This is a genomic window from Synechococcus elongatus PCC 11801 (assembly GCF_003846445.2).
In the GTDB taxonomy this organism is placed as follows: domain Bacteria; phylum Cyanobacteriota; class Cyanobacteriia; order Synechococcales; family Synechococcaceae; genus Synechococcus; species Synechococcus elongatus_A.
The window spans coordinates 949,754-969,611 of the sequence record NZ_CP030139.2 but is presented as its reverse complement, the minus strand read 5'-3'; the positions used below and the strand labels follow the sequence as shown (position 1 = coordinate 969,611).

Sequence of the window (19,858 nt, the reverse complement as noted above, 5' to 3'; positions counted from 1 at the left end):
GAATGGCCCTGATTATTGCTGGTGAACGCAGCGGCGTTGGTAAGACAACGATTACGCTAGCGCTGCTGTCTGCTCTTAAAGCACGTCAAGCTACGGTTCAGTCTTTCAAGGTCGGACCCGACTATATTGACCCGATGTTTCATCAGTTTGTGACAGGTCGTGATTGTCGGAATTTAGATCCAGTTCTGACTTCAGAAGACTATGTTCAGCGCTGTTTCCAAAAGCATAGCCAGACAGCAGATTATGCCCTCATTGAAGGGGTTATGGGGTTGTTTGATGGCTTAACTGGCAAAATAGATACTGCGAGTACTGCTCACATTGCCCGTCTTCTCAATCTCCCGATCCTTCTGGTTCTGAACTGTAGTAGTACAGCGCGATCAATTGCTGCGATCGCCTACGGTTACCGGAACTTTGATCCCCGTCTAAACATTGCTGGGATTATCCTTAATCGAGTCGGAAGCGATCGCCATTTAGAACTGCTAACAGATGCACTTGAACCCCTATCGATTCCAATTTTGGGTGTCTTGCGTCGCCAGGATGAAATCCAAATCCCCGATCGCCATCTAGGGCTGATTCCAACAGCAGAGCTACCTCAACTACAAGCCATCATCGATCGCCTTGCTGTTTTGGGGCAACAGTGTTTTGACTGGGAGCGTTTGGAACCTCTTCTTGCGACAACTGATTTCTTGACCCAAACGGATAGTTCTACAACCCAATCCAGATCTGTTAAGCCCGTGATTGCGATTGCCCGTGATCGCGCCTTTAATTTCTACTATGCAGATAATTTAGATATCCTACGAGATGCAGGTGCTGAACTAATTGAGTGGAGCCCGCTTCAGGATTCTTGTTTCCCTACTGAAGCTCAAGGTCTGTACTTTGGAGGTGGCTTTCCGGAGGTATTCGCTTCTGAACTCAGCAATAATCTATCTGCGCGTCAAGCCGTTCAACAGGCAGTTTCCCAAGGTATGCCTTGCTACGCAGAGTGTGGTGGTTTGATGTATCTCTGCCAACAGGTAATTGACTTTGAAAAACAGCATTACCCAATGGTTGGTGCGATCGCAGCAACGGCTCAAATGGGCTCTCGTCTAACCCTTGGCTATCGTGAAGCAACTGCACAAAAGAACAGTCCACTTCTGAAGCAAGGGCAAGTAGTCTGGGGACATGAATTTCATCGTTCGAGCTTGCTAGAGCCGGTTGTCCAACCTCTTTTCCAGCTGAAGAACTTCGATGGCTCCCTCAACTATGGAGAGGGTTGGAGTTATGCCAATCTTCATGCTTCTTATCTGCATCTCCACTTTGGGGCAAAGCCTTGGCTCGTTCAGAATTTTTTGAAAGCATGCCAAACAATCGTTTTACCTAGTCGTTAATTAACTAGTCTGATTCTGCTGCTGCTGTATCTCCTCAACGTATTCTTTTGCATCCTTTAAGCTTAAGTTCAACTCTTGGCGGACTAGTTTAATCGCTTCAAGCAGTTTCTTCTGATCAATTAACTCGTGGAGTTTTTCTGCCCAGTCAGAGCTTTCCTCATGACTAGTTAAATTTTTGTCTTGTGCAGGACTTCCAAGGACAATTTTTTCAACGAGTTCCCGTGACTCTTGAAGCCCCATCCCTGTTTCATTGCGAACTAGTTTGATTGCTTCAATTTTTCGATTCTTGAGAACTAAATCACGAACCTGCTCAGTTGCCCAATCGGATAGAGATGTTGAAGTTGCTACCCAGGCATTGCTTGCCCGCTCGGAATTGCGATCGCGACTAAAGAATATTGTAATGACAATGATAATAGCGATGAGGGCTATAACCAATAAAAATCCAGTCATTATTTCGGCCTTAGCTCACGAATACCTTCAATCTTCCCTAGCCATACGTTAAAGTTGCGATCTGACAGTCCAATAAAGTTTCTTCAATACGAGTAGCTAGCAATCATGATTGCTTTGCCCTCATCTGCGACTAGCCCTGATTATGAGCATCATCATCGTTGGATGACGATTGCCTATGAACAAGCTGCCAGTGCCGGCCAAGCAGGTGAGATCCCTATTGGGGCAGTCATTATCCGAGATGGAGAACTGTTGGCAACGGGTCAGAATCGCCGAGAGCGCGATCGCGATCCCTGTGGCCATGCGGAAATCATAGCCATTCGTGCTGCTGCTGCACAGCTAGGAGACTGGCGCCTTAATGACTGTCAGCTCTATGTCACCTTAGAGCCTTGTCCGATGTGTGCAGGCGCGATAATGCAAGCGCGTCTTGGTCAGCTGATTTATGCTGCGGATGACCCTAAAGCAGGTGCAATTCGGTCACTACTGAATTTGCCTGATAGTCCAGCATCCCATCACCATTTATCGGTACTTTCTGGCATTTTGGCAGAGCCTTGCGGACATCTTCTTCGAGACTGGTTTCGGCAACGACGACCGCGATAATTGAGTGATCACTCATTCCTCAATCCTTTTGATCAGAATCAATCGCTTCATAGAGTGCTGAATAATCCTGATCACCCCAGCCCTGCGTGATCGCCTTTTGTACGATCGACTCAACCCCTTCTACGGCGTCAGTGGCTATGCCTAATTCAGCAGCGGTTTGTTGGAATAGCCGTAAATCTTTGGCTAAGTGAGTTGTTGGGAAGTTGGGATTGTCGTATTGGTGGCTAAGCAGTCGCGCCAGCTTTTTGTCAAACGTTGGAGCGTACAACGCACTCTGGCGCAGGATTGCCATGAAGGGTTCTACAGCCAGACCACTGCGCTGAATGAGCGCCAAACTGGCCCCGAAAGCACTCGTCAGCGAGCCGATCAATTGATTAAGTGCGAGCTTTAGGGTGGCTGATGCCCCCACAGGCCCAATCCATTGAGGTTCAGGACTGAGCTGACCCAACAGCGATCGCCACTGTTCAAAAGCAGCAGGCTCAGATCCCACCATGACAATCAAGGTGCCGTTGCGCGCCTCCGGCAAACTTCCAAGGACTGGCGCTTCGAGATAACTTCCTCCAGCTGCGGCGATTTGATCGGCGATCGCCCGGCTCTCAGTCGGCGCAATCGTACCCATCTGAATAATCGTCTTGCCTACCAATTGCGATCGCGATGCCTCTGTCAGCAGCGTTGCAGCGATCGCTTCAGCATCACTCAACAAAAGCAGACAGACTTCGCACTCTGCCAACAGCGCTGCAGGTGTGGGTGCGATCACAGCTCCTAAGTTTGCCAAAGTCTGACTGCGTTCAACCGTCCGGTTCCAAACGGTGAGGGGTTGTCCAACCGCTAGCAACCGTTCTGCGATCGCGCCGCCTAGTAAGCCCGTTCCAATCAATCCACAGCGCATGCGAGTCTCCTGCTCCCCAACCATTCCGGCAGGATCGCCACGCTGTAAGGAAACTTAACGGCAACGCTCAGAAAAAACGGTTTACCTTGATCCTTTAGGCGGGTATCTTGCCCAGCCCGATTAAAACCTTTTTTCGAGGCTCTGCACCTAGCGTAGAGCCGCTGTACTACAAGGACTGGACTTGATAAGCATGGGCGCAAATCTAGCAACCAAACTGCGCGAAGGCACCAAGAAAGCACACACCATGGCCGAGAACGTGGGCTTTGTGAAGTGCTTCCTCAAAGGCGTCGTCGAGAAAAACTCCTACCGCAAGCTGGTCGCAAACCTCTACTTCGTCTACTCGGCCATGGAAGAAGAGATTGAGCGCCACCGCGACAACGACAAAATCGCGGGCATCTACTTCCCCGTACTCAACCGGAAGAACAGCCTAGAGCGTGACCTCGCCTTCTACTACGGCGAAGATTGGCGGCAACAAATCCAACCTTCGAAAGCAGCCCAGGCTTACGTTGCTCGTATCCGCGAAGTTTCTAACACGGCTCCTGAGCTACTCGTTGGCCATGCTTACACCCGCTACTTGGGTGACCTGTCAGGTGGTCAAATCCTGAAAACGATCGCTCAACGTGGCATGAACCTCGATGGAGCTGGCACTGCTTTCTACGAGTTCGAGGCGATCGATGACGAAAAAGCCTTCAAACAAACCTATCGGCAGGCGATGGACACCTTGCCCGTCGATGAAGCAACTGCCGATCGGATTGTGGAAGAAGCCAACGATGCCTTTGGCATGAACATGGCGATGTTCCAAGAGCTGGAAGGCAACTTGGTGGCCGCAATCGGCAAGATGTTCTTCAATTCGCTCACTCGACGTTTTGTTCGTGGCAGCACGGAGCTAGCCACTGCAGCCGAGTAATCATTGTTTTCATGCAGGAGAAAAGCCTAGGGATCAAAATCTCTAGGCTTTTTAGTGAGACACAGCGCACAATAGGACAACAATGCCAATTGTGGGCGATCGCGCTCTCTTGACTGGTTCGTCATGCCGTCTCCACTCCAGCCCTTTCTAGAGCCTTCTCGTCCTCAGCCGGCGAGCGAGACCTTGACATGGCTGTTTACCCCTGCCGGACAACTCTTACTGGCTAGTCCTTCAGCGCAGCAACTGAGCCTTCTAAGTGATCCCTATGCAATCATCGTTCCCAATTGGTTACAGCAGGTTGTTGAGAGAGCGTTAGCAACGGATCGCCCCAGCCTTGAACAGGCCCCTCAAGTTGAAAACTTACGGGTGGCTCTAGTCACTGAAGTTGTTCATATCCCCCTGACGTTAGAGCTGCAGTGGCTGGCAGACACAGACTCCGGATCGACATTATTGCTGGTCACGGGATCCTGCCAGGATCTCAACCAGAGTCTCTTATCCGATTGGCAGCAACTCCAATTCTTAGAAGCCCAAAGACTCAGTCATAAGGTGAGTTATTGGAGTTGGAATCGAGAACAAGCCAATCAGTTCTTTGCGGCTCCACAGGTGTATGTCTTGTTAGGACAAGACAGCAATCAAACCCTTACACTCGAGACATTTCTTCAGTCCTGCCGTGGTTCACTCGACGATCTGCAATCCGCTGCGACATCGCTCGGCAATCAGCGATCGCATTGGATTGGGGATTTCCAAGTTCATACAGCACAGGGCGATCGCTGGTTAGAGTGCCATTGCTTACTGCATCATGATTCGGAAGGGCAGCTCATCAGTATTGTTGGCAACCTCAAAGACATTACTGAGGAACATCATATTCTGAGTCTAATTCAGGATAGTGAAGCCCGTTTCCAGGCCGTACTGGAAAATAATCCCAACGGCATTCTGATCTTGGATGAACAAGGAGAAGTTCTTTATGCTAACTCAACCGCTGAACAGCTATTCGGAAAATCTCACCGTGAATTAAAGGGGAAGTATTTAGGCTTTCCTTTGACTTTCAATATCACAATCCATTTGGATCTTGTTCAGTCAGATAGAAGCTTACGACATGTTGATGTCTCGATAGTCCCCATTCCCTGGAAGCAATCCAAAGCTTACCTTGCTCTCCTCACGGATGTTACTAATCTCTATCAAACCCAGCAAAGGCTTCAATTGCTGCAAGAGGCTACTGAAAAAAGTCCTGTCAGCATTGTCATTACCGACCGAGAAGGCTCAATTGAATATGTCAATCAAGCGTTTGAATCCATCACCGGCTATAGTGCGCAGGAAGTGATTGGACAGAATCCTCGCATTCTCCAGTCGGGTCTGATGCCCCTTGGCTTTTACCAAAATCTTTGGGCCACCATCACCGCTGGAAAAATCTGGCGTGGTGAATTTCACAATCGTCGTCAAAATGGTGAGCTTTTTTGGGAAAGAACCTCAATTTCTCCAGTCAAAGATCTTGCTGGTCAAATCGTTCATTTTGTTGCAGTTAAAGAAGATGTGACTGAGCAAAAGCGCAATCGAGAGCTGCTGGATCACCAAGCCAACTATGATGGCTTGACTGATCTTCCCAACCGCACACTCGCCCTTGATCGCCTTCGTCAAGCGATTGCCTTGAGTGAGCGCAGCAATGACGCTGTCGTTGTGATGCTGCTCGACTTAGACCGCTTTAAAAACGTCAACGATACGCTTGGTCACTCCTACGGCGATCGCCTGCTGCAAGCGGTGGCACAGCGCCTTCGGTATTCCCTACCTCGAGAAATGACTATTTCTCGCTTAGGTGGTGATGAATTTTTGATTATTTGCCCTTCAGTTGAGGAAGGAATTCATATTGAAAAGCTCTCGCAGAAACTCCTCCAAGTAATTTCTCAGCCCATCGTGATTGAGGCTGAAGAACTCGTTATCACTGCCAGTATTGGGGTTGCTTGCTATCCCAACGATGGTTCCACACCTGAAGTCTTAATGCGAAATGCGGATACAGCTATGTATAGCGCCAAGCGCAATGGAGGCAATGACTTCCAACTATTCATGCCCACGATGAATGCAGCAGCTCATGAACGCATTCAGTTAGAAACCCACCTGCGACATGCACTTGAGCAATATCAGCTTAAAGTGTTCTACCAGCCCATTATCAACCTTGAGCATGGGCGTGTAGTTGGCCTAGAAGCCCTATCCCGTTGGCATGATCCTCAGCTGGGGAACATCACTCCCGATCGCTTCATTCCGATTGCTGAAGAGACCGGTCTGATTGTGCCGCTAGGTTATCGAGTCATCGAACAAGCCTGCCAAGATGTTGCTAAGTGGCAACAACAATATGGTCAACCGCTCTGGGTTGCAGTCAACCTTTCGCCACGTCAACTGCGCAGTAGTCGCTTTGTTCAAACCACTCTGAAGATTCTGAATCGCTATGACTTCCGACCGGATGCTCTCAAGCTCGAAGTGACCGAGCAAATGCTGATGGATGACACAGCTAGCGCCACCCAAATGCTTTACACCTTACATGAGCAAGGGATTCAGCTCGCTTTGGATGACTTTGGCACTGGCTATTCTGCTTTGAGTTACTTACGACGCTATCCTTTCCAGTCGCTCAAAGTGGATAAAAGCTTCCTCAGTGACCTTCCTGATTCTGCCGAGAGTTGCGCACTGGTCAAAACGATCGTGGCCATGGCGCATGGGCTCGGGATGCAGGCGATCGCGGAAGGTGTTGAAACTGAAGAGCATGTCCAGTTCCTCAAGGAAATTGGCTGTGAATATGCTCAGGGATTCTTCTTTAGTCGCCCCTTACCGGCTGCAGAAATCGAGCCTTTCCTCGCACAATCAATTGGCTCAATCAGCTAGACCATGCTCAAGGGAAAAGCGGACGAGTTCCGTGCGACTATTCGTACCTGTTTTACTAAATAAGCGACTGACGTATTTTTCGATGTTACGAACACTGGTATCGAGCTCACGGGCAATCTCTTTATTCATGAGGCCTTGAGCCACCAGTTTCAACACACTTTCTTCTCGCGGTGTCAGGTCCAGCGCGAGTGGAGTTGGTTGAGTTTGCAGTTGTGGCTTCTGCTGTAGCATGGCTCGAATTTCGGCCACTTGACGTGCCACTTCTGCCAGATCAGGATTGCCAGTCTCCGCGACAGCCGCGATCGTTTCACGACGACGACGTAGTAGGTTTTCAACCCGAACGACGAGTTCATCGGGATCAAAAGGCTTGGCAATATAGTCGTCGCAGCCGGCCTCATAACCCTGAATGCGATCGCCCGTCATGCCTCGGGCCGTCAGCAAAATGACCGGCAGCGCCTTAAAGCGATCGTCACCCCGCAGCTGCGCCAAAAACTGATAGCCATCGACGCGAGGCATCATTACATCGGTGATGACGAGATCTGGCCGCACCTGCTGGAGTTGCTCCCATCCCTCCTGTGCATTGGCAGCCGTCCGTACCCGAAAGCCACTGTCTTCCAGATAGGCTTGAACTGCTTCGCGCAGACCGGGCTCATCATCCACTAACAGAATCTCAGCGTCGCTCACAGCTTGCTCCATCCTCGTTCTCAGTCTAGTGCCTCGATCGCGACCCAAAACCCAGCAATCCCAGGCAATAGGCGATCAGCTTCGGAGCATCCCATCGCCCAGATTGAGAGAATCGCGCTATCACTGTCTGGTGCTGAAGGCTACTGAAAACTCTCTGTTTTTAGGATCTTGACCTTGCCAGTCTCATCAAACTGCCAGAAGTCATAGCGTCCCGAGACATCGCCGTTGTTATCTAGCTTCAGTTCACTACTGGCCCCTTGAAAGTTAATCGGTTTGCCAGCACGCACCAATGCCAATGCCTGACAGATATCACTGACGGGTTCGCCAGGGCCATTGGCGATCGCGGCAATACTCTCCTTCAGTTTTTCGCCCTCGAAGGACTTGCTCTTCTCAGCGGCCAGGACAAGCAGCGCGGCCGCATCCCAGGTATTGGCATCAAAGACTTGGGGATCACGCTGAAAACGCTGCTCATACAGCGACAAAAACTTTTCTCGCCCCGGCCCACCAGAACTGGGAGCAACACCCACGAGATCTTGAACAATGTAGCGACCCTGGGGATCGCGACCGACCAGTTCAGCGAGTTGATCCGTCTTCAAACCATCTGTGAGCATGACTTGCGTTGGATTGCCCAGCAATCCTTTTTCGTAGGCACTTTTGAGAATCAGGGCACCGGAATCGGGGTAACCAATCAAGACCACGGCATCGGGGCGATCGCGGAAAGCTTGCTCGACTTCGCTGTCAAAGCTACTGGCATCCGGCGTGTAGAGCACGGGCTGATCGCGGTTGAAAACAACTCCACCTGCTTGTTCAAACGCAGGAATAAACGATCGCAGTAAACCGTTGCCGTAGTCGTTATTAATGGCAATCACTGAGACCGATCGCCAGCCTTGATCCAGCGCTAACTGAGCCAGCGCAGGACCCTGGAGGGCATCTGAAGGCGCGGTGCGGAACCAGTAGCCTTGAAAGTCACCCCGACGAGCCCGTTCAGTAAAGCGAGGGCTGGTACTCGAAGGCGAAATCATGACCACGCGGTTATTGACCGCCAAAGTTAAAGCGGCATCCGAAACATTGCTCGCTGCTGCTCCCACAACGCCTGCCACGCGATCGACTTCCGCCAATTTGGTCATGGCAGCGACGCCGCGATCGGGCTTGGTTTCATCATCGGCAGCAATCAGACGGACTGGTTTTCCCTGCACACCGCCGCAGGCATTGACTGTCTCCACCAGCAATTCCGCAGTGTCCTGCATCGGCCGACCATACTGAGCCAAATCCCCCGTCAGTGGTAGGAGGCTACCCAGCTTGAGTCCCCCGGGATCTTGCCACGGCCATTGCACTTGCGTTTGACAACTGGCCAGCAGCACTGTAGACATCAGTGCAACACAAGCCGACCGCGATCGCTGCATGATGGATCAGTCTGAACATCGCAGGCATTCTAGCCGGTTGGAACTGCTTCTGCCGCCGAGACGTCTGTAGCGAGACAGTCGAAATTCAGCGTAAAGTTGTGTCGGCTGTGCCCCGCTTCAATCTCATCAACGCACTCAGCATCATCGTGAACTAGGGACTGACGTGAACAAATTTCTGACCAGCGCTGCTGCTTTATTGATCTCCCTAGGCGGAGGCATTGCCGTTCCCCTGATTGCACCGCCAGCCGCGATCGCGCTCTCCGATCAAGAAGTGGCTGCTCGGATTGGCCGCGTCCCTGTATTTGTGATCCTCACCAAAGAGCAGCAACCCCTGCTCTTTACCACTCGAGATCAAGCGGGCAAAGAAGTTAGTAAAACATTCCCTGTTTTTATTAACCAAGCGCAAGCGCAAACTGCACTGGCAGAGCTCCAAAAAAGTAATCAGCCTCTCGGGAAAGATGCCAAAATTGGTTCGCTGTTGCTCCCTAAAGCACTGGAACTCATTCTTGACTTCTTGAAGAAGACCAATGATCCCAAAGTGACCTACGAAATCATTCCAGATCCCAAACAGCGAGCGAAAGCGATCGAGCTATATAAAGCCGATAAAAACATCAAACCTGAGCAGATCAAGCAAATTGAAAGCGAGGCTTTTGTACCTGTTTTCTATTCCGAATCCCTGTCCATCACGATGACCAATCAACAGGGTCAACCCGTAAAGGATGCGAAAGGCAATCCAATTCGGCGGATTCCTCTGTTCTTGGAATATGAACCGCTAGCTGCGGAACTGGAAAAGCTGAAAAAACAGGATACCAATGCCAGAGCAGGGGAGTATGCGATCACTGTCACCGATTTGCTGACGATTATTAATACCCTGACAGCGGCTCAACCGGGCAGTAACGAAAGTCTGATTGAGCTGTTGCCTCCTGTGAGTAGCTTGCCGGTGTTGCAAGAATTGGTGAAGCAGTTAACTCCGACCACTGGCACAACTCCTCCGCCAGCCGGCGGCGCGACTCCTCCCCGAGCTACCAACCCAACCCCGGCACCCCGCCCAGCCAATTAGCTGCTGTTCTCGATGGTGACGACCACATGGCAGGATTTGCTGGCTTGGCGATCGCAACAGCAGCAACAAGCCCCTGAGATTGATTGCCAAGAGTTGGATTGGCTACTCCGCGAGGTGGCTGGAGTCCGCGTGGAAAGACAACGCTGGGCTGCTGCCGACGATCATCTTGATCTTCGTTGTCCTCTATCAGCGATCGCTGATCTCTGGCAAAAGCGTATCCAGCATCGCTGTCCGGTGCAGTACTTGGCAGGGCACACCCCTTGGCGGGATCTGGAGTTACAGGTCTCGCCAGCCGTGCTGATCCCGCGACCAGAAACTGAGTTGATCATCGATCTGGCGATCGCTTGGGCACAGGTTGACCCCGAGCGGCAGACTGGCTACTGGGCTGATCTCGGAACCGGCAGTGGCGCGATCGCGATCGCATTAGCCCGTGCCTTGCCACAGATCACTGTTCTGGCGGTGGACGCCAGTGCCGAAGCCTTGGCGATTGCCCAGTGCAATACAGCTCGCTACGACTTGAGTAAGGATCGCATCCGCTGGTATCACGGCAGTTGGTTTGAACCGTTATCGGCCTACCGAGGCCAACTACAGGCGATCGTCTCCAATCCGCCCTACATTCCCACCCACGAATGGCAACAGCTGGAGCCGGAAGTGCGAGATCATGAACCGCGCTTGGCTCTCGAGTCGGGCCCCGAGGGATTGAATGCGCTGAAAGCACTGGCTCAGACTGCTCCTGACTATCTGCGATCGCCGGGGCTGTGGCTTTGCGAACATATGGCCGGACAGGGCAGTACTGTGGCTGCTTTGCTCGCCACCATTCCTGGCTATGCTGAGATCCACAGTCATGGCGATCTCGCGGGTCGCGATCGCTTTGTCTCTGCCACTTGGAGTGCTTGAGGAAGATGGCGCGTTTTTCGTTAGCGGAAGTGATTACAGCGGCTCAATCCGGCCAAGTGATTAGCTTTCCGACGGATACTCTGCCCGCTCTTGCCGTCCAGCCCGAGCAAGCGGCCAAAATTTATCAGCTCAAGCAACGCCCCCCTGAAAAACCGCTGATTTTGATGGCCGCTCACCTCGATCAGCTGCTGAGTTCTGCCCAAGGAACCGCAGTTGAGCGAGTTCAATGGCAAGCGATCGCTAACCAATACTGGCCGGGAGCCTTGACGCTGGTTCTTCCTGCCAGCGATCGCCTACCGGCAGCAGTCAATCCCCTCGATCGCAGCAGCATTGGTCTGCGGATTCCTGATTGCGCGATCGCTCGGCAAATTTTGGCTGAGACGGGGCCTTTGGCAACTACCAGTGCCAACCGTTCGGGACAGCCTGCCTTACTCGATCCGGATGCGATCGCCGCTGAATTCCCAGAGGTTGCTGTTCTGGCTGAAGATCCTTGGCCTGCCCCGTCAGGACTGGCTTCGACAGTAGTGCGTTGGCAGCCTGATGGACAGTGGCAGGTGCTGCGGCAGGGCAGCATTCGACTCGGCGAGGGCTGATCGGATGGCGATTGCCCTCGGTCTGTTCTTGCCGCTGGTCTGGCTACTGCTGACAGTCGTCAAGTTGTTTTTCTGGATTCCGATTCAGAACTTTGAGCAGCTGTTTCACTGGCCGCTGCTCTGGCTCATCCTCGGAGCCAGTCTGCTCAGTTGGCTGCTCAGCGGCGATCGCCCACGCTGATCCCAGACCTTTCTGCCAATCCGAGGCAACAGTTTAAGCGATCGCGATTTTGCTCAAGTCGGCGGCCAATCAACGCTAGGCTGAGGCTATTCCTGCGTTCAAGAGCGCGCCCGTGCAATTGCGCCAAGTGATCATCGCTTACAAAGCCGGTGATCCCACTAGCAAAGCTGCCGCAGATGACTGCGCCCATTGCCTCGAAAGCCAAGGGATTCGCGTCATGCTCGGACCCAGTGGGGCGCGCGACAATCCTTTCCCAGTTTTTTTGGCTTCAGCGACTGAACCCATCGATTTGGCGATCGTTTTGGGCGGGGACGGTACAGTCCTCGCTGCCTCTCGTCACCTCTCCGACGCAGGAATTCCGCTCTTGACCTTCAACGTCGGTGGTCATCTCGGCTTTTTGACCCAGCCGCGGGAATTTTTTCAGCCCCAAGCGGAACTGTGGGATCGCCTTCGCAACGATCACTATGCCGTAGAGCAGCGGATGATGCTGGCGGCAAGTGTGCACGAGGGCGGCCGCGAAAATCGCGAGCCGATCGGCGAGACCTACTATGCGCTCAACGATATGTGTGTCAAACCAGCGGCACCTGATCGCATGTCGGTTTGCATCCTCGAAATGGAGGTCGATGGTGAGATCATCGATCAGTATCAAGGAGACGGCCTGATCGTCTCAACGCCGACCGGTTCAACCTGCTACACGGCAGCTGCTCACGGCCCGATTGTTCATCCTGGTGTCGATGCCCTCGCCGTCACACCTATTTGTGCCATGAGTTTGTCCAGCCGCCCAATCGTGATTCCGCCACGATCGGTGGTCAGTGTTTGGCCGCTCGCTACCCAAGACCCTAATACCAAACTCTGGATGGATGGTGTCCTCGCTACAGCTATCTGGCCTGGGCAACGGGTTGATATTCGGATGGCGGAGAAGCCGGCTCAGTTCATCGTGTTAGACAGCGATCGCTCTTTCTATCGCATCCTGCGCGAGAAGTTGCAGTGGGCTGGCGCCGTCATTCACTACAACAACAACTTCCGCAATTAGACCCAAATTAGACCCAGTCCCACAGTCATCACTGCTGTGGCTAGGCAGCTGCAAAAAGATCGAGTGGGAAATGGCCATAGGTACCGCTGGGGCCGTCAGCTAGGTCTGAATGTACGGTAATCAGCACACCGCGATAGTCGCCCTCATATGGATCCAAGAGCAGCCGTCCCGATCGCCCATTGGCTTTGAGAAAACAGGGCTCCGCGATCGTGGGCAAGTCTGTAGGATCTAGCGCTGGTTGCTGGAGTGCATCCCAATACACTGCCAAGGCATCTTGAGCAGCTGCAGAGGTCTCAGCACAGATCCCCAGGGTGAGAAAATCCGCGGCGGCAACAAGGATGCGGAGGTCGGCACACACTTGCTGGCGTTCTGTAGGACTCCAGTCAATGGCTTCAGTCTGACACCGATACTGTTGCAGACGCTGTTCTGCAGCCATCCAGTTTGTATCCATGTCACTCTCCCGATCGCTCATTGCTGGAGTTGATTGTCTCAGTTCCTGTCAGCAATCCAGATCATTGCTGATGTCTCTAACAAGAAAGGGGCCAGAGCCCCTTTTCCTGTCAAGAGACTGGAGAGTCCCTTGTCACGCTGTCATCATGCGCCGTGAGAGTGAGCCCGCGATCGCTTCAGCCGCCTGCTACCGCCGGCACAATGCTGACTTCATCGCCATTACCCAGGCTGGTTTGAATACCATCGAGGAAGCGAATGTCTTCGCTATTGACGTAGACATTCAGGAAGCGGCGCAGCTGGCCTTGCTCATCGCATAGACGTGCCTTGATACCCGGAAAGGATTGCTCCAGTGCATCCAATAGCGATTTCACATCGCTAGCTTCACATTCCAAGCTGGCTTGGTTGTTGGTGAATTTTTGCAGGGGCGTGGGGATCAGAACGGTGATGGCCATGGAACTTGCAGAAGTCAAAGAAGGGAACTCAGCGAAACGGCAGCCTCGCAGCTGCCGCTCATTTGTATCAATAAGAGGCGATCGCAGCTTAGATCAGCACTTGCTGCCATTCCAAGCGATCGAGGGTCCGAGAGCGCTCTAGCGCATGCTCGAAGCTTTCAAGTTTAGGCTCGATCGTGAATGGCTCGGCAATGTAGCCCTGAACTGCTTCTTGGGTCTTCAGACCGTTACCGGTGATGTAGACCACTGTGGTTTCATCCGGGTTGATTTTGCCAGCTTCCACCAGTTTCTTGAGCACAGCGACGGTGGTGCCACCAGCCGTCTCGGTGAAGATGCCTTCGGTTTCAGCGAGTAGCTTGATCCCTTCGATGATTTCGGTGTCGTTGACCGCTTCAATGTTGCCGCCGGTTTTGCGGGCAATTTCGACAGCGTAGATGCCGTCAGCCGGATTGCCGATCGCGATCGATTTGGCGATCGTGTTCGGTTTCTCAGGAGCGATGAAGTCGCGACCTTCTTGGAAGGCTTTAGCGATCGGTGAACAACCTTCGGCTTGAGCACCGCTGAAGCGAACGGCTTTGTCATCGACAAGACCGACGTCGACGAATTCGCGGAAGCCTTTGTAGATCTTGGTGAACAACGAACCGGAAGCCAGCGGCGCGACAATGTGATCCGGCAGTTGCCAGCCCAGTTGTTCTGCTACCTCATAGCCCAAGGTTTTGGAACCTTCTGAGTAGTAGGGACGCAGGTTGATATTGACGAAGCCCCAGCCGTGAGTATTGGCGACTTCGGAGCAGAGGCGGTTGACTTGGTCGTAGTTGCCTTTGACCGCCATCAAGGTCGGGTTGTAAATCAGCGTCCCCAGTACTTTGCCGGCCTCGAGGTCAGCCGGGATGAAAACGCAGCAGTCCAGACCTGCGTGAGCTGCGATCGCCGCCGTCGAATTGGCAAGGTTGCCGGTGCTAGCACAGGAAACCGTGCTGAAGCCCAGCTCACGAGCACGAGTCAGCGCCACCGACACCACCCGATCCTTGAAGCTCAAGGTCGGCATGTTGACCGCGTCGTTTTTGATGAAAAGCTTTTTCAGACCCAGACGGCGAGCCAAGCGTTTGGCTTCAACCAAGGGCGTCATGCCAGTGCCGACGTCAATGACGTCTTCGCTGGTCACTGGTAGAAAGTGACGATACCGCCAGATCGAATTAGGGCCCGCTTCAATGGTGGCGCGACTGACGCGTTGGCGGATGGCGTCGTAGTCGTAGACCACTTCCAGCGGGCCGAAACACACGTCCTCACAAACATGCTTGGCACCCAGGTCATACTCATGACCGCACTCTTTACACTTGAGTGCCTTCACGGTGCTGGTGTTGAGTGTTGTTTGGGTCATGGGTCACTGCCGAAACGGCGGGTGCTGCGATGACACGGATGTTAGCACGGTTACAGATTTGCCTTCAAAAACACAGACTAAAAAAGTCTGTTTTAGTGAAGACTTTGGAGATAGCTAGCAATTTTCAAGACGGTCAGAAACAGATCGACGGCTAAGATCGGTGCGTTGACTGGGTTGGTTCATGCCTCGCCACTGGAGCCGCTGGGGAATTGCGATCGCAGCGATCTTGCTGGGGTTGGGGATGCTAACACGCATCCACGTCGAAACCCTATGGTTTGCCGAGCTGGGAATTCCCACGGTTTTCTTACGACGACTAGGCGTTCAAGTCTTGTTGTTTAGCGTGGCTGGGCTGGCGATCGCTGCTTGGATTGGCGGCAATTTGCGCTGGGCCGCCCGACTGCAAGCAACTTTGCCCGATCGCTCAGCACCCCGGCTGCAATTGACTGGGCTCCTTACCGTCTTGAGCCTGCTCTGGCTGGCACTGCTGGCCCTCACCACTCAAGCTGTGATTGCCGCTTGGACCTGTCAGGATGGCGGGGCTTTACCGCTCTTGCCAAAAATCCTGACACTGGATTGGCTGCAGTCACCGCTGATCACAGAACGGACGTGGCCCCTTGGCTGGGGGCTGGTGATTGGCCTCGGTAGTCTCGTGTTGTTTCTTTGGCGGCCTTGGCCGATTCTGATTGGCCTATCTACTATCACGAGCTTGGCGATCGCCCTGTTTACCTCACGGGAATGGCTGCGGATCTGGCCTGCCTTGGCGGCTGAAAGTGTCAGCGATCGCGATCCCATCTTTCAGCAAGATTTGGCGTTCTATCTATTCCGCTTACCCGCACTGGAGGTCTTGCAGTTCGATCTCTGGATTGCGCTGGCTTTCAGCTTTTGTGCCGTTCTTGCCATCTACTACTTAGCGAATCACAGCGTTAGCAATGCGGAGTTTCGTGGCTTTGCTCCGACCCAGCAACGGCATCTCGTACGGTTAACGGTCGCGATCGCTCTATTTCTAATTGGGCATTGCTGGCTGGCACAGCGCGAGTTGCTGTTCTCTGAATTAGGCGCAGTCTACGGCATTGGCTTTACCGATCGCTGGATCAAACTGCCCCTGCTACGAATTTGGATGGCGCTCTTTGGCATCGCGGCGATCGCACTGTTCTGGAAAACTCGGCGTGGTCTGCTGTCCAGCCGCTGGATTCGCAACCTACAACTGGGCGCGATCGCCAGTGTCCTGATTTGGGTGACCTTGCCCGCGATCGTGCAGCAATTGGTGGTGCAGCCCAATGAGCTGGCCCGAGAACTGCCCTATCTCAAACAGGCGATCGTCTTTACCCGTCGCGCCTTTGGTCTTGACCAAATTGAGACCCAAACCTTCGACCCTCAGCCCAGCCTGAACCGTGCGGTGCTCCGTGCCAATCGAGAAACGGTGCAGAATATCCGGCTTTGGGATACGCGGCCGCTGCTGCAAAGTAACCGTCAACTCCAGCAAATCCGCCTTTACTACAGCTTCCCGACAGCACAAATCGATCGCTATCTACTCCAGACCAGTTTTGGCAAAGCCCTGCAGCAGGTGATTATTGCAGCCCGAGAGCTGGACTACACCGCCATCCCTGCTGCCGCTAAAACCTGGGTCAATGAGCATCTGATCTACACCCATGGCTATGGCTTTACCCTCAGTCCCGTCAATAGCAGCGCCCCTGATGGCTTGCCGCATTACTTTGTCAAGGACATCGGAGCGAATACGCGCATTAACGGCGATGCCAGCCTAGGGATTAGTGCCGAGGCTGTCAAAGCAGCTATCTCCGTCGAGAATCCTCGGATTTACTACGGCCAGCTCACTCGCAACTATGTCTTTACTCCCAGCCGTACCCAAGAGTTGGACTATCCCAGCGGCAATGACAATGCCTACAACGTCTACGACGGCAGTGGGGGAGTTCAGCTGGGAAACTACGCTCAGCGTTTGCTCTTTGCCCTCTATCTGCGCGATTGGCGCTTGCCGTTTTCCGGTGACCTGACGGCCCAGACGCGAGTGCTCTTCCGGCGACAAATTAAAGACCGAGTGCGAGCGATCGCCCCATTTCTCCGCTATGACGCTGAACCCTATCTGGTCACGGTCAACTCCGAGAGCGCTGCGACGGCGGGGCTTGGGCAAAGCTCACTGTTTTGGATTTTGGATGCCTACACCGTCAGCGATCGCTACCCCTATGCTGACCCGGGAGAACAGCCTTTCAACTACATCCGCAATTCCGTCAAAGTGGTGATCGATGCCTACAACGGCAGCGCCAAGTTCTACATTGTTGACCCCAGCGATCCCTTAATCCGGACTTGGTCGCGGCTGTTCCCAACCCTGTTCCAGCCGTTGGATGCCATGGCGCCGATCTTGCGATCGCACTTACGCTATCCCACTGACCTCTTCAAAGCTCAATCGTCGCAGCTGCTGACCTACCACGTCCTCGATCCGCAAGTTTTCTATAACCGCGATGACCAGTGGGCCTATCCCCTCGAAATCTACGCTGGCGAAACGGCAACGGTTCAGCCCTATTACTTAATTACTCGTCTACCGACTGCTGAGGGCGAAGAGTTCCTGATTCTGACGCCCTTTACGCCCTTGGGTCGCAACAACATGATTGCTTGGCTGGCAGGGCGATCGGATGGTGATCAGTACGGTCGTCTTTTGCTCTACGAGTTTCCGCGACAACGGCTGATTTTTGGTCCTGAGCAGATTACTGCTCGCATTAACCAAGACCCCCGCATCTCTGAGCAAATCACGCTGTGGAATCGGGAAGGATCTCGGGCGGCAGAAGGCAATCTTTTGGTGATTCCCATCGAGCAATCGCTGCTCTACGTTGAGCCGCTCTATCTTGAAGCTTCGCGCAATAGCTTGCCAGCTTTGACCCGCGTTATTGCGGCTTATCAAGATCGCATCGTGATGACCCCCAGCCTCGTGGAAAGTCTGAAACAGCTTTTCCCAGAACCTAACCTAGCAGCAGAGCCTACTGCGATCGCTCCATCAGAGACTGACTAGATTCTGGCAGTGCTGACTACTCAAAAGGAGATGGCCTTTGGGTAATCTCCTGCTCAGAACATTGGACAGCACTCAAGGCCATAGGCGCCGAGATAGAAAAAGGTCAAGAGATGAGACGACCGCTGGCCTAAAGGGTTCTCGTTCAAGTGAAGATCAAGGGTGGCGTGCGGAAATTGCCATGTTTACGGGTCTAGTGCAGGCGCTGGGAGAACTAACAGTTCTAGACGGCGCAGTCCGAATTCACTGTGTGGCCGGCGATATCCAAGCGATTCTGCAGGATCTGGCGATCGGTGACAGCATTGCCGTCGATGGCATTTGCCTGACGGCAACCCAATGTCTTGGCAATGGCTTTTTGGCGGATGTGTCCCCAGAAACGCTGCAACGCTCGACGCTTGGGGATCTGCCACCGGGCGCTCGAGTCAATCTGGAAAGCTCTTTGCGCGCTGGCGGTAAAGTCGGTGGTCACTTTGTCACCGGTCACGTTGATGGCGTGGGCTGGCTGATCAGTGCTGAGGCGACCGAGCAATCTTGGCTGCTCAAATTTGGGGTGCCTGCCGGTTCACTGCAGCGTTACCTCGTCGAAAAGGGCAGTATCGCTGTCAACGGCATTAGTTTGACGATCGCTGACTGCGATCGCGACGGGCATTGGTTCACGGTGGCAGTGATTCCCCACACCTACCAAGAGACAACCCTGAGCCGCTTGCAAGCGGGCGATCGCGTCAACCTTGAGGGCGACATTCTCGGCAAGTATGTGGAACGGCTCCTGCGTCATTCCGGTCAGGCTACCTCTCAATCAGACATCAGTCTGGAGTTCTTGACAGAGCATGGCTATGTCTGAACTGGTGTCAGGCGAAGGTCTGTCCTTATCCCGCTGAATCCAGCACAGCAGCTTCAGTCTGAGCTGTTAATTCAGCCAGTAGGGAACCCGTCAGCAGCGTATAAATCGGGACCGCGAGGATGATCAGGAGGTTTGATCCTAAAAAGCTGAGTCCTAGCGGACGACCGAGCAATTCAGTTGCGCTGATTGCAATTACCGAAACAACACTCATGGCAACGTGCAAGTGAAACCAGCGATCGGACTCAGCGATCGCCCGACCCAACTGCCGAGATTGCCCATAGCCCATGCCACTCCCCGCCGCGATCGCGATCAAACCACTGGCGATCGCGCCACCGGGTGAATAGGACAACGAGACGAGGAAATTGAAGATCGCGACGGTGAAAACGCCCCAACCGAGAATGGCGCTGCCGATCCAAATTTTGGGGCTAGTAATCCAGCCTCGGAGTAGCTTTTGTTGCGCCCATCCCACGATCCCCCCAAACAGGAGAGCACTCTCCAAAATCACGCCGAGTGCCAGACAGAGGATCCCGCCGAGACCGTACTGACAAACACCTAAGTACAGCAACAGCAACCCAAAAGGAACAAAGGATCCCCGAACGAGAAGACTGCCAACTCTCCAAGCACTCCCAATCAAGAGTCCGGCAAGCATACTGAGCAGATTTCGCTTGACCCATTGGCGCCGGAGCCGGCGACCTGCAAGGCGAGGTTCAGGAGGCATGGGCAGCCTAGAGCGAGAGAGCAACGATATTTCACTCCCTGAGAAAAGCGGGTGGGTTTTCCTCTGTCAAG

At 53.3% G+C, this 19,858-nt stretch carries 18 protein-coding genes and 1 pseudogene; 11 read left to right on the top strand and 8 right to left on the bottom strand.

Translation table 11 applies throughout. The annotated features are described in order from the left end of the window. Positions 1–2 precede the first annotated feature (2 nt). Entirely contained in the window at positions 3–1,367 is a 1,365-nt protein-coding gene (locus tag DOP62_RS04620) for a cobyrinate a,c-diamide synthase (RefSeq protein ID WP_208676766.1), read from the top strand. On the opposite strand, the gene DOP62_RS04615 is transcribed toward DOP62_RS04620, so the two are convergent. Then, a complete protein-coding gene (locus DOP62_RS04615) occupies positions 1,368–1,817 on the bottom strand; it encodes a ribosomal protein L7/L12 (protein ID WP_208676764.1) in 450 nt (149 codons plus the stop codon). It abuts the gene before it with no gap. A gap of 105 nt (positions 1,818–1,922) precedes the next feature. Here DOP62_RS04615 and tadA point away from each other — a divergent pair, with 105 nt between their 5' ends. Then, entirely contained in the window at positions 1,923–2,414 is a 492-nt protein-coding gene (gene tadA / locus DOP62_RS04610; protein WP_208676762.1) for a tRNA adenosine(34) deaminase TadA, read from the top strand. 19 nt (positions 2,415–2,433) lie between these two features. On the opposite strand, the gene DOP62_RS04605 is transcribed toward tadA, so the two are convergent. Beyond that, positions 2,434–3,303, bottom strand: coding sequence for an NAD(P)-dependent oxidoreductase (locus DOP62_RS04605; RefSeq protein WP_208676760.1), 870 nt, complete (start codon positions 3,301–3,303; stop codon positions 2,434–2,436). Between the two features lie 190 nt (positions 3,304–3,493). Between DOP62_RS04605 and DOP62_RS04600 the strand changes: the two genes are divergently transcribed. Continuing rightward, positions 3,494–4,210: a biliverdin-producing heme oxygenase gene (locus DOP62_RS04600; RefSeq protein WP_208676759.1), complete on the top strand. Its 717-nt coding sequence runs from the start codon at positions 3,494–3,496 to the stop codon at positions 4,208–4,210. A 123-nt stretch (positions 4,211–4,333) separates the two neighbouring features. Beyond that, positions 4,334–7,078, top strand: a complete 2,745-nt coding sequence (locus tag DOP62_RS04595; protein WP_208676757.1) for a sensor domain-containing protein — start codon at positions 4,334–4,336, stop codon at positions 7,076–7,078. On the opposite strand, the gene DOP62_RS04590 is transcribed toward DOP62_RS04595, so the two are convergent. Beyond that, positions 7,067–7,774, bottom strand: coding sequence for a response regulator transcription factor (locus DOP62_RS04590; protein ID WP_208676755.1), 708 nt, complete (start codon positions 7,772–7,774; stop codon positions 7,067–7,069). The two genes, DOP62_RS04595 and DOP62_RS04590, sit on opposite strands and share 12 nt — an antisense overlap. Positions 7,775–7,902: 128 nt before the next feature. Further along, on the bottom strand, positions 7,903–9,132 hold the full coding sequence (locus tag DOP62_RS04585; RefSeq protein ID WP_261790070.1) for an ABC transporter substrate-binding protein: 1,230 nt from the start codon (positions 9,130–9,132) through the stop codon (positions 7,903–7,905). 181 nt (positions 9,133–9,313) lie between these two features. Here DOP62_RS04585 and DOP62_RS04580 point away from each other — a divergent pair. The 5 genes and pseudogenes from DOP62_RS04580 to DOP62_RS04560 all read left to right on the top strand — a co-directional run. Then, a pseudogene (locus tag DOP62_RS04580) lies at positions 9,314–10,225 on the top strand (Tic22 family protein); the annotation flags it as partial. A gap of 12 nt (positions 10,226–10,237) precedes the next feature. After that, positions 10,238–11,122 carry a peptide chain release factor N(5)-glutamine methyltransferase gene (prmC, locus tag DOP62_RS04575; RefSeq protein ID WP_208676753.1) on the top strand — a complete coding sequence of 295 codons (885 nt, stop codon included), beginning with the start codon at positions 10,238–10,240 and terminating at the stop codon, positions 11,120–11,122. Positions 11,123–11,127: 5 nt separating this feature from the next. After that, positions 11,128–11,715 carry an L-threonylcarbamoyladenylate synthase gene (locus DOP62_RS04570; protein ID WP_208676751.1) on the top strand — a complete coding sequence of 196 codons (588 nt, stop codon included), beginning with the start codon at positions 11,128–11,130 and terminating at the stop codon, positions 11,713–11,715. A gap of 4 nt (positions 11,716–11,719) precedes the next feature. Beyond that, complete coding sequence (locus DOP62_RS04565; protein WP_208676749.1) at positions 11,720–11,896, top strand: hypothetical protein; 177 nt, start codon at positions 11,720–11,722, stop codon at positions 11,894–11,896. Between the two features lie 112 nt (positions 11,897–12,008). After that, positions 12,009–12,929 carry an NAD(+) kinase gene (locus DOP62_RS04560; RefSeq protein ID WP_208676747.1) on the top strand — a complete coding sequence of 307 codons (921 nt, stop codon included), beginning with the start codon at positions 12,009–12,011 and terminating at the stop codon, positions 12,927–12,929. Positions 12,930–12,969: 40 nt separating this feature from the next. On the opposite strand, the gene DOP62_RS04555 is transcribed toward DOP62_RS04560, so the two are convergent. The 3 genes from DOP62_RS04555 to thrC form a co-directional block, all read right to left on the bottom strand. Next, a complete protein-coding gene (locus DOP62_RS04555; protein WP_208676745.1) occupies positions 12,970–13,380 on the bottom strand; it encodes a DUF1824 family protein in 411 nt (136 codons plus the stop codon). 175 nt (positions 13,381–13,555) lie between these two features. Then, positions 13,556–13,831 (bottom strand): MoaD/ThiS family protein, encoded by a 276-nt coding sequence (locus DOP62_RS04550; protein ID WP_208676742.1) that lies wholly within the window; start codon positions 13,829–13,831, stop codon positions 13,556–13,558. 88 nt (positions 13,832–13,919) lie between these two features. Beyond that, positions 13,920–15,212 carry a threonine synthase gene (gene thrC / locus DOP62_RS04545; RefSeq protein ID WP_208676740.1) on the bottom strand — a complete coding sequence of 431 codons (1,293 nt, stop codon included), beginning with the start codon at positions 15,210–15,212 and terminating at the stop codon, positions 13,920–13,922. 181 nt (positions 15,213–15,393) lie between these two features. Between thrC and DOP62_RS04540 the strand changes: the two genes are divergently transcribed. Continuing rightward, complete coding sequence (locus DOP62_RS04540) at positions 15,394–18,231, top strand: UPF0182 family protein (RefSeq protein WP_370538879.1); 2,838 nt, start codon at positions 15,394–15,396, stop codon at positions 18,229–18,231. 178 nt (positions 18,232–18,409) lie between these two features. Continuing rightward, positions 18,410–19,069: a riboflavin synthase gene (gene ribE, locus DOP62_RS04535; RefSeq protein WP_208676738.1), complete on the top strand. Its 660-nt coding sequence runs from the start codon at positions 18,410–18,412 to the stop codon at positions 19,067–19,069. Between the two features lie 25 nt (positions 19,070–19,094). Here ribE and DOP62_RS04530 read toward each other — a convergent pair whose 3' ends face one another. Further along, positions 19,095–19,787 (bottom strand): hypothetical protein, encoded by a 693-nt coding sequence (locus tag DOP62_RS04530; RefSeq protein WP_208676736.1) that lies wholly within the window; start codon positions 19,785–19,787, stop codon positions 19,095–19,097. Positions 19,788–19,858 lie beyond the last annotated feature (71 nt).